This is a genomic window from Acidovorax sp. KNOB132, from assembly GCF_057541515.1.
Genome location: NZ_BAAJYT010000170.1, coordinates 1 through 8,481, shown reverse-complemented (window position 1 = coordinate 8,481; position 8,481 = coordinate 1). Strand labels below are relative to the sequence as shown.

The 8,481-nt window shown below is 66.6% G+C and carries 7 protein-coding genes and 1 pseudogene; 1 reads left to right on the top strand and 7 read right to left on the bottom strand.

Features of this window, described 5'->3' with window-relative positions; translation table 11 throughout:
- Positions 1–129 precede the first annotated feature (129 nt).
- The 6 genes from AC27IO_RS17655 to AC27IO_RS17630 all read right to left on the bottom strand — a co-directional run bounded on the left by AC27IO_RS17655 (position 130) and on the right by AC27IO_RS17630 (position 6,142).
- The gene (locus tag AC27IO_RS17655; protein ID WP_498739932.1) at positions 130–1,488 is read right to left on the bottom strand and encodes a hypothetical protein; all 1,359 of its coding nucleotides are present in this window, start codon (positions 1,486–1,488) and stop codon (positions 130–132) included.
- Positions 1,489–1,607: 119 nt separating this feature from the next.
- Positions 1,608–1,811 (bottom strand): hypothetical protein, encoded by a 204-nt coding sequence (locus AC27IO_RS17650; protein ID WP_498739930.1) that lies wholly within the window; start codon positions 1,809–1,811, stop codon positions 1,608–1,610.
- Between the two features lie 245 nt (positions 1,812–2,056).
- Positions 2,057–2,863, bottom strand: a complete 807-nt coding sequence (locus AC27IO_RS17645) for an ABC transporter ATP-binding protein (RefSeq protein ID WP_498739928.1) — start codon at positions 2,861–2,863, stop codon at positions 2,057–2,059.
- Positions 2,860–3,807, bottom strand: a complete 948-nt coding sequence (gene ntrB, locus AC27IO_RS17640) for a nitrate ABC transporter permease (protein ID WP_498739927.1) — start codon at positions 3,805–3,807, stop codon at positions 2,860–2,862. The genes AC27IO_RS17645 and ntrB overlap by 4 nt, the downstream gene beginning before the upstream one ends.
- A gap of 54 nt (positions 3,808–3,861) precedes the next feature.
- Entirely contained in the window at positions 3,862–5,106 is a 1,245-nt protein-coding gene (locus tag AC27IO_RS17635) for a CmpA/NrtA family ABC transporter substrate-binding protein (protein ID WP_498739926.1), read from the bottom strand.
- A 409-nt stretch (positions 5,107–5,515) separates the two neighbouring features.
- Positions 5,516–6,142 carry an ANTAR domain-containing response regulator gene (locus tag AC27IO_RS17630; protein ID WP_272568327.1) on the bottom strand — a complete coding sequence of 209 codons (627 nt, stop codon included), beginning with the start codon at positions 6,140–6,142 and terminating at the stop codon, positions 5,516–5,518.
- Between the two features lie 242 nt (positions 6,143–6,384).
- On the opposite strand from AC27IO_RS17630, the gene AC27IO_RS17625 reads away from it, so the two are divergent.
- Positions 6,385–7,536 (top strand): branched-chain amino acid ABC transporter substrate-binding protein, encoded by a 1,152-nt coding sequence (locus tag AC27IO_RS17625; protein WP_284411791.1) that lies wholly within the window; start codon positions 6,385–6,387, stop codon positions 7,534–7,536.
- Between the two features lie 40 nt (positions 7,537–7,576).
- Here the strand turns inward: AC27IO_RS17625 and AC27IO_RS17620 are convergent.
- Positions 7,577–8,481: pseudogene (locus AC27IO_RS17620) on the bottom strand (peptidase S53); the annotation flags it as partial.

Sequence of the window (8,481 nt, the reverse complement as noted above, 5' to 3'; positions counted from 1 at the left end):
GGGTGGTGCGGGCTGGCTGGACGACCCCGCTGACGGCCGGCGGCCGCGCCACCCGTCGGGACCACGTCCCTTATGAGGGGAAGTGGCCCAGACGTCGTGGTGGCCGCGTCGGGGTATTGGCCTTCGTGGTCACGATGCACGCGGTGCCATGGGCGCCATCGGTGCCGGAAAGACATCACCACGGTCGGGATTGCCGACGGGGTAGGCCAAGATGTACATCAAAGGGACGTAGATAATGCTTTTGACATTATCTCCGTTGTAGGTCACGCTGTTTTCGCCATTCACCGCGAGCCGGTCGCCCAGGCGGTTGGTGAGGGGCTGGCCAGCGAAGGCAGATAAAGGAACGGGGTTGAAGGGGGTCGATCCCGTTATTTTCTGTCCGTTGATCGTGCCGCTCATTTGAACCAGCGATCCATTGGCGGGATTGTATTTTCGGGTGAGTTGCAAGTGGATATTCTGCTCGGGCATGTCCAGAATGCCATCCTTGAAACTCATTGTGAATGGATTGAAATAATAGGCCTGGGAATTGATGCCATCCGTTGAAATGCTGATGGCCACGAAATTCAGATCCCAGTCGGTGCCCGGCAGCAGCGTTGCGTATTGCGCCTGGATGGAGACGAAAGACCGGCTTTGCAGGGTCTCGATGTCGAATTGGAAGGGATAGTAGCCGCTGAAATCCGCCAGTTCGCACCCGCTGAGGTCGTACAGCGCGAAGTCGGGTTTCTCGGCCTGGGGAATGGTGACGAGCGACCGGATCTGCGCGGGCTTTTGCCCATCGGTCACCATGTTGTTGCAGGCGAAACCCTGCTCGGCAGCGGTGCCCATGATGAGCGACACGGTCTCGCTGCCCTGGGCGACCGTGAAGAAGTACATGTTCAGGTTGTACGCATAGGTGTGCACCGGCTGAAGATTCCCAGTGGTGCCAGGGTCGTACTGCAGCTGGTTGTCCGAGCCGATCCGCATCACCTTTTTCCCGGTCGCCGTATCGACGTAATCGCCGGCGAAGAGGGCGGCTGCAATGGGGTTGTTGTAGGTGGCGCCGGAGACATCGACCTTCGTTTGCTTCGGCAAGGTGATGCTTCCCGAACAGAAGGCCACCGGCCCGTACGTGTCGCCCGCGCGGGTGAACTCCAGCTCGACCGTGAGCCCCTGGTCGGACGTCTGGTGCAGGGTCTTGCCGTCGAAGCTTCCCGTGAAGGGGTAGCGGGTGGCGGAGGTTCCGTCCAGCGAGATGATCAGCGACACGTGGTACGCGGGGGCGATGGTGCCTGCTTGAAACACCATGTTGGTGTCGACCGCGAAAAAGGCGCCCTGGGCGTTTCCAAGGGTGTAGTAGCCGTTGAAGGTCTGCAGCGCCGGTGCGTCGGGCCGGGCGGAAGGCGAAGCCCCAAGCGCTGGTTGGGCGGGGTTCAACAGCTGCAGGTGATGGGCTTGCGTGTCCTCGATGGAAATCGAGCGCGGCACGGACGGAATGGGCGTCGGGGTCATGGTGGAGGGCGTTTCAAGGGTTGCGATCTGCCGAGGCCGGCAGGGCGGAGGGGCCCGCCCAGGGGCTCAGCGCTTCCTGGGCGGCGGTGGCGTGTGCGGCGATGGGCGCGGGCGCAGCCTCAGGATGGGGACCAGGCCACCGTCAAAGCCCCTGCGGGATCTTTCGTGATGGCACGCACCCGGATGCAGTCGCCATCGCTGCTTCCGGTGTGGGCTACCCGCCTGTTCGGCAGGTTGCAATGGTCCCCGGGGTAATGAACGCTGCTGAGCGTGGCGTTGACGCCGGCACCATGGTCAATGGTGGTGATTTTCTGGTCTGCCATGGCGTCGCTAATCCCCGTTTTGGTGAATAATGCGCAAAAATCGTGATATTCCATTCCCCTGATGGGGGTGCTGAACTGGAATCAGGATTTTCACGGTGGCGCACGGGCCACTGCGCGATATTATGGGGACGGCTTTCTAACAGATTGAAAAATCCCTGAAAATTGCTTAAACGATCTGATAAAACATGAAAAACAATCGGAGCGCACGGCCTGCGCGGTGCCGTGCCTCCGGGGCCGCCGCCGCCTCAGGCTGCCTTTTCCACATGCGCCTGGCGCGTGTACAGGAAATCGATCACCGCCTTGCGGCTGCGCAGGTAGCGCGGGTCTTCGGCCAGGGCCACGCGGTTGCGGGGGCGCGGGATGTCCACCGCCAGCACCTCGCCGATGGTGGCGGCCGGGCCGTTGGTCATCATCACGATCTTGTCGGACAGCAGCACGGCCTCGTCCACGTCGTGGGTGACCATGACCACCGTGCTCTGCGTGCGCGCCACGATCTCCAGCAGCTCGTCCTGCAGCTTGGCGCGGGTGAGGGCGTCCAGCGCGCCGAAGGGCTCGTCCATCAGCAGCACCTGGGGCTCCATCGACAGCGCCCGGGCGATGCCCACGCGCTGCTTCATGCCGCCCGAGATCTCGCCGGGGCGCTTTTGCGCCGCGTGCGTGAGGCCCACCATGGCCAGCGCGGCCTCGGTGCGGGCCTTGAGCTGGGCCTTCGGTTCCCGCTTGCCGAACACGCGCTCGACCGCCAGGTGCACGTTGCCTTCGCAGGTCAGCCAGGGCAGCAGGGAATGGTTCTGGAACACCACCGCGCGCTCGGGGCCGGGGCCCTTGATCTCCTTGTTGGCGCACAGCAGCGCGCCGGCGGTGGGCACGGTGAGTCCGGCGATCAGGTTGAGCAAGGTGGATTTGCCGCAGCCCGAGTGTCCGATGAGGGCGACGAACTCGCCCTTGGCGATGGACAGGTCGATGCCCTTGAGCGCCGGAAACAGCCCCTTGGCGGTCTTGAAGGTCTGGGCGACGCCCTGGATCTCGATGAATTTCGCGGGGTTGTTCATGCCTTCACCTCTTCGAACGTGAATGCCGTGGCCAGCTTGACCAGGGCGTATTCGAGCAGCAGCCCGACGATGCCGATCACGAAGATCGCGATGATGATGTTCTTGACGTTCAGGTTGTTCCACTCGTCCCAGACCCAGAACCCGATGCCCACGCCGCCGGTCAGCATCTCGGCCGCCACGATCACGAGCCAGGCGGTGCCCACGGCCAGGCGCACGCCGGTCAGCATGTAGGGCAGCACGGCGGGGAACAGGATGGTGGTGGCGATCTTCCATTCCGAGAGGTTGAGCACGCGGGCCACGTTCATGTAGTCCTGCGGCACGCGCTGCACACCCACCGCGGTGTTGATGACCATGGGCCAGATCGAGCAGATGAAGATGGTCCAGATGGCGGCCGGGTTGGCGCCCTTGAACACCAGCAGGCCGATGGGCAGCCACGCCAGCGGCGACACGGGCCGCAGCAGGCTGATGAGCGGGTTGAACATGCGCGAGAGGAAGTGGAACCGCCCGATCACGAAGCCCGCGGGAATGCCCACCAGCGCCGCCAGCCCGAAGCCGACCGCCACGCGCTCCAGCGAGGCGAGCACGTTCCAGCCCACGCCCTGGTCGTTGGGGCCGTTGCGGTAGAAGGGGTTGCTGAAGACTTCCAGCGCCTGCTTCCAGGTCTCCAGCGGGCCGGGAATGCTCTGGCCAGTGGTGGAGGACACCACGGCCCACAGCCCGATCAAGAGGCCCAGGCCGCAGGCCGGCGGCAGCACCGCGAGCCAGAAGGCGCGCGAGGCGGCCGCCCAGTCGCGGGGCGCCCGCGGCGGGCTGGGCGGGGCGGACTGCAGTGGTTTTTGCTCCGATGCCGGCGTTTTGATTGCCGGTGTTGCTATCGTTTGCATAGCAGAAGGGACCGCGGCTGGGGTGGGCTCCGGCGGGGCGTGGAAGACGGCGCTGACCATGGTGGGATTCTCCTGGCGGGGGCTGGGGGCGGGCGGCTCGGGCGGGGCCCGGGGTCAGGCCTTGATCTTGAAGCTGTCGGCGTACTTGGCCGGGTCCTTGCCGTCCCAGACGACGCCGTCCATCAACTTGCTGGAGCGCATGTCGCTCTTGGGCAGGGGCACCTTGGCAGCAGTGGCGGCCTGCTTGTACAGCTCGGTGCGGTTGATCGACTTGGCGACGGCCAGGTAGTCCGGGTGGTCCTTGAGCAGGCCCCAGCGCTTGTGCTGCGTGAGGAACCACATGCCGTCGGACAGGTAGGGGAAGTTCACCGCGCCGTCGTTGTAGAACTTCATGTAGTTGGGGTCGTCCCAGGTCTTGCCCAGGCCGTCTTGGTAGCGGCCCAGGATGCGCTGGTTGATCGCGTCCACGCTGGTGTTCACGTAGGCCTTGCCGGCGATGGTTTCGGCCATCTTGCTCTTGTTGGCCAGGCCTTCGTCGATCCAGCGGCCGGCTTCCAGGATGGCGGCGGTCACGGCGCGGGCCGTGTTGGGGTATTTCTGCACGAACTCCGACGTGGTGCCCAGCACCTTCTCGGGGTGGTCCTTCCAGATCGCCTGGGTGGTGGTGGCCGTGATGCCGATGCCGTCCATGATGGCGCGGTGGTTCCAAGGCTCGCCCACGCAGAAGCCGTCCATGTTGCCGACGCGCATGTTGGCCACCATCTGCGGCGGCGGCACCGTGATGACCTTGGCGTCCTTCATCGGATCGATCCCGTTGGCGGCCAGCCAGTAATAGAGCCACATGGCGTGCGTGCCGGTGGGGAAGGTCTGGGCGAAGGTGTATTCCCGCTTCTCGGTGGCCATCAGCTTGGCGAGCGTGGGGCCGTTGATCGCACCCTTGTCCGCCAGCTTCTTGCTCAGCGAGATGGCCTGGCCGTTCTGGTTCAGGTTCATCAGCACGGCCATGTCCTTCTTGGGGCCGCCCACGCCCAGGTGCACGCCGTACACCAGGCCGTAGAGCACGTGGGCGAAGTCCAGCTCGCCGTTGGCCAGCTTGTCGCGCACGCCCGCCCAGCTCGCTTCCTTGGAGGGCACGATCTTCACACCGTACTTCTGGTCGATGCCCAGCACCGAGGCCATCACCACGCTGGCGCAGTCGGTGAGGGGGATGAAGCCGATCTTGACTTCCTTCTTTTCCGGCGCGTCGGAGCCGGCTGCATGCACCATGGAGCGCAGCGCGGGGCTCACGCCCACGGCCCCCACGGCGGCGGCCTGCAGCACGGTGCGGCGGTGGAGACTGGTTTTGGACAGGTCGGTCATGGAAGGCATCCCTTGGCTTGGCTGGCAACGTGAAAAACAAAAAAGGCGTCCTCACACGCCCGCAGGCTGCCTTGGGGGCAGCGCCGCGAGCGGTGGGGACGCCTTTGTCCGGGTTCTGCCAGGTCGCACCCGCCATTGGGTGGGGCCTGGCAATCGACCAACGTTGGTCTTGCCTCCGTCATTGCAAGCCTTGTGCCAGAGCGGGCCATACAGGATGTTCGCTATTGTTTTTGTAGCGATATGCCCTAGTGTCGATTGCGCTGGGAGGCTTTTTGGATCGAACCATCCGGCGCCGGGCGCCGCGTGGCCCTGGGCCAAAGCGGGCCGCGGCGCGTGCAGGGCCGGGCACGGAAGCCGCGCGATGGTGCAGTGCCGCACTGCCCTTGTGCAGCGCCGCCGGCCGCGCCGGTCAGCCCAGCAGGTCCGCCACGTCCAGCATGCGCTGGGCCACCTCGACCAGCTTCATGCCCTTGTCCATCGCGCTCTTGCGCAGCTTGTCGTAGGCGGCCTGTTCGGTCAGGCCCTGGCGCTGCATCAGCAGGCCCTTGGCGCGGTCGATGGTCTTGCGGTCCTTCAGCTCGCTGCGCGCATCGGCCAGTTCGGCGCGCAGGGCCTGCTCGTGCTGGAAGCGCGCCATCGCCACGTCCAGGATGGGGCGGATGCGCTGGGGCGACAGCCCGGCCACGATGTAGGCCGACACGCCCGCGGCCACTGCCTGCCGCACGTGGGAGGGATCGTCGTCGTTGGTGAACATCACGATGGCGCGGGGCGCATCGCGGGTGGCCATCACCACGTGCTCCAGCGCGTCGCGGGCGTCGCTCTCGGCGTCCACGATCACCAGGTCGGGCTGCAGCTGCGCGAGCCGCTCGCTCAGGAACACGTCGGCCGGCAGCGTGGCCACCAGGTTGAAGTTGTTTTCCAGCAGGCCGATGCGCAGCGCCCGCGAGCGCTCGGCCTGCAGCTGGGCGTGCTCGTCGTCCTCGGCACCCACCGCCAGGTCGGGGGCCACCACCACGATGCGCAGGGAGTCGGTCATGCCCCAAGCTTAAGCAATAAATACGCCCATCCTGGTGCGCCGGCGCGGTGCAAACCCGATGGATCGCGGCGGATGCCCGAAAGCGCACTGTGCGGGTGCATTAGCACCGCTTTCGGCCTGGGACGGAAATTGCTAATGGATGTAACTTGCTATGGAGCAGGGGTTACCCGATAGCGTAAGACTCTTCGGTCTTATATACATCCGGATACATGTAAACCACTGAATGGATTGGAGCTGGGTCTATGAGCACACAAGGAAGCAGGCGTGCCGCGCTGCTGGCGATCGCGGCGCTGGCCGCCACGTTGGGGGCAGGGTGCAGCAAGGTGCCCGACACCATCAAGATCGGCGTGGCCCAGCCGCTGTCGGGTCCGCTCGGCGCGCTGGGGCAGGACATGCTCAACGGCGTGACGCTGGCGGTGCAGGAGCTCAACAAGTCCGGCTTCACGGTCGATGGCAAGACCGTCACCCTGGAAGTGGTCGCGCAGGACGACCGGGCCGACGCCGACTCCGGCAAGAAAGCCGCGCAGCAGCTGGTGGAGTCCGGCGTGGTGGCGGTCATCGGCAACCTCAATTCGGGCGTCAGCATCGCGGCGGCGCCCATCTATGCCGAAAAGGGCATCGCGCAGCTGGCCATCTCCACCAACCCGCGCTTCACCGAATTGGGCCTGCAGACCACCTTGCGCCTGGTGGCCAATGACAACCTGCAGGCCCGCGCCATGGGCTCGTTCGCGGCCACGCAGCTCAGCACCGCCAGCTACGCCGTGCTGGACGACGGCACGCCCTACGGCAAGGGCCTGGCCGATGGCGCGGCCAAGCAGCTGGCGACGGAGAAGAAGGAAGTCACCGTGCGCCAGTCGTTCGACGACAAGACCACGGATTTCGACGAGGTGGCCCGCCGCATCCAGACGGCGAAGGTGGGCGTGATCGTCACCACGCTCAACGACTTCCAGGTGCTGGCGCTGCTGCAGGCGCTGCAGAAGATCAACTACACCCAGCTGTCCGTGCTGGGCGGCGACACCATCAAGACCACCGACATGGTCAAGGGCATGGGGATGGTCACGGCCATCTATGCCACCTCGCCCGTGCTGGAGGCGCGCGAGTTCATCACCGGCCGCCAGTTCCTGGACCGCTACAACACCGCGTTCAAGAAGCCGCCCGCCTACGGCGGCCACTACAGCTACGACGCCACCTACGTGCTGTCGGCCGCCATCAAGCAGGCCAAGTCCGCCGATCCGAAGGAGATCACCAAGGCCCTGCGGGCCATCAACGGCTACGCGCCCGTCACCGGCACCATGACCTGGGACGAAAAGGGCGAGCAGCGCTACGGCGCCGTGGGCGTGTACAGCCTGCGCGCCGGCAACTGGGAACTGCGCATGCGCTCCGACCGCTGGTGAGGGCCGGGAGCCGCGGCGTGCCGGCGGCCCCCGGCGGCGCTCAGCGGATGGACACCGGCACCGTGGCCTGGGCGGTGCGGCCCAGGGAGTCGCGCGCCACGATGGTCAGCGCGTAGCTGCCAGCCACCGGCGAAGGCCAGCGGGCGGTCACCGTGGTGCCCTGTATCGAAAAGCCCATGCCCAGCGGGGCGCCGGTGATCGTCACGGACAGCCAGGAGGCGCCCGGCGCGGAGACCGTGATCGTGCCGGTGAGTGCCTGGCCGGCCGTGCCGGTCCAGGGCGCGGCGGCCACCGAGAGGCCGCCCGGGGGCGTACTGCTGCCGGCCGCCGCGATGCGCACGGAATAGGTGCCGCGGCCGGTCAGGCCGATCTTGGTGTCCGTGGCTGCCACGGTCACCGCGTAGGTGCCCTGGACGGGGCGCGCCCAGGTCACGGAGCCGTCCGCGCCGATCGCCATGCCGGACGGCGCGCCGCTCAGCGCGTAGCGCAGGGGGTTCACCGAGGTGGCGGCGCCGCTGAATGCCAGGGGCACGCCTTCGGTGCCGGAGATGCTGCCGCCCGGCACCGAAGGAGGCAGGGGCGCGGTGATGGTCACCGTGTAGGTGCCCTGGCCGCTCAGGCCCGTCTTGGTGTCGCGCGCCGTCACGGTCACCGCGTAGCTGCCCGCCACGGGTGCGGCCCAGGTGACCACGCCCGTGCCGGACACCGCCATGCCCGCAGGGGCTCCCGCCAGGCTGAGGCTGACCGCGTTGGCCGAGGCCACCGAGACGGTGAAGGACAGCGGCTGGCCGGCCAGCCCGCTCACCGCCGCGCTGCCCACCACCGGCGGCGGAGCCGCCACGGTGGATCCTGCCAGCCGGCCGAGCAGATCCGCAGCGCGTGGCGTGCCCAGTCCGGTGAGCTGGTCGTAGCCCGAGCGGGCCGTGCAGGTGGCGCAGGTGCCGT

Bases quoted from the DNA above. Each gene is read 5' to 3' on its own strand.
- AC27IO_RS17645 (WP_498739928.1), bottom strand. From the start codon at position 2,863: ATGAACAACCCCGCGAAATTCATCGAGATCCAGGGCGTCGCCCAGACC.
- ntrB (WP_498739927.1), bottom strand. From the start codon at position 3,807: ATGGTCAGCGCCGTCTTCCACGCCCCGCCGGAGCCCACCCCAGCCGCG.
- AC27IO_RS17655 (WP_498739932.1), bottom strand. From the start codon at position 1,488: ATGACCCCGACGCCCATTCCGTCCGTGCCGCGCTCGATTTCCATCGAG.
- AC27IO_RS17630 (WP_272568327.1), bottom strand. From the start codon at position 6,142: ATGACCGACTCCCTGCGCATCGTGGTGGTGGCCCCCGACCTGGCGGTG.
- AC27IO_RS17625 (WP_284411791.1), top strand. From the start codon at position 6,385: ATGAGCACACAAGGAAGCAGGCGTGCCGCGCTGCTGGCGATCGCGGCG.
- AC27IO_RS17635 (WP_498739926.1), bottom strand. From the start codon at position 5,106: ATGACCGACCTGTCCAAAACCAGTCTCCACCGCCGCACCGTGCTGCAG.
- AC27IO_RS17650 (WP_498739930.1), bottom strand. From the start codon at position 1,811: ATGGCAGACCAGAAAATCACCACCATTGACCATGGTGCCGGCGTCAAC.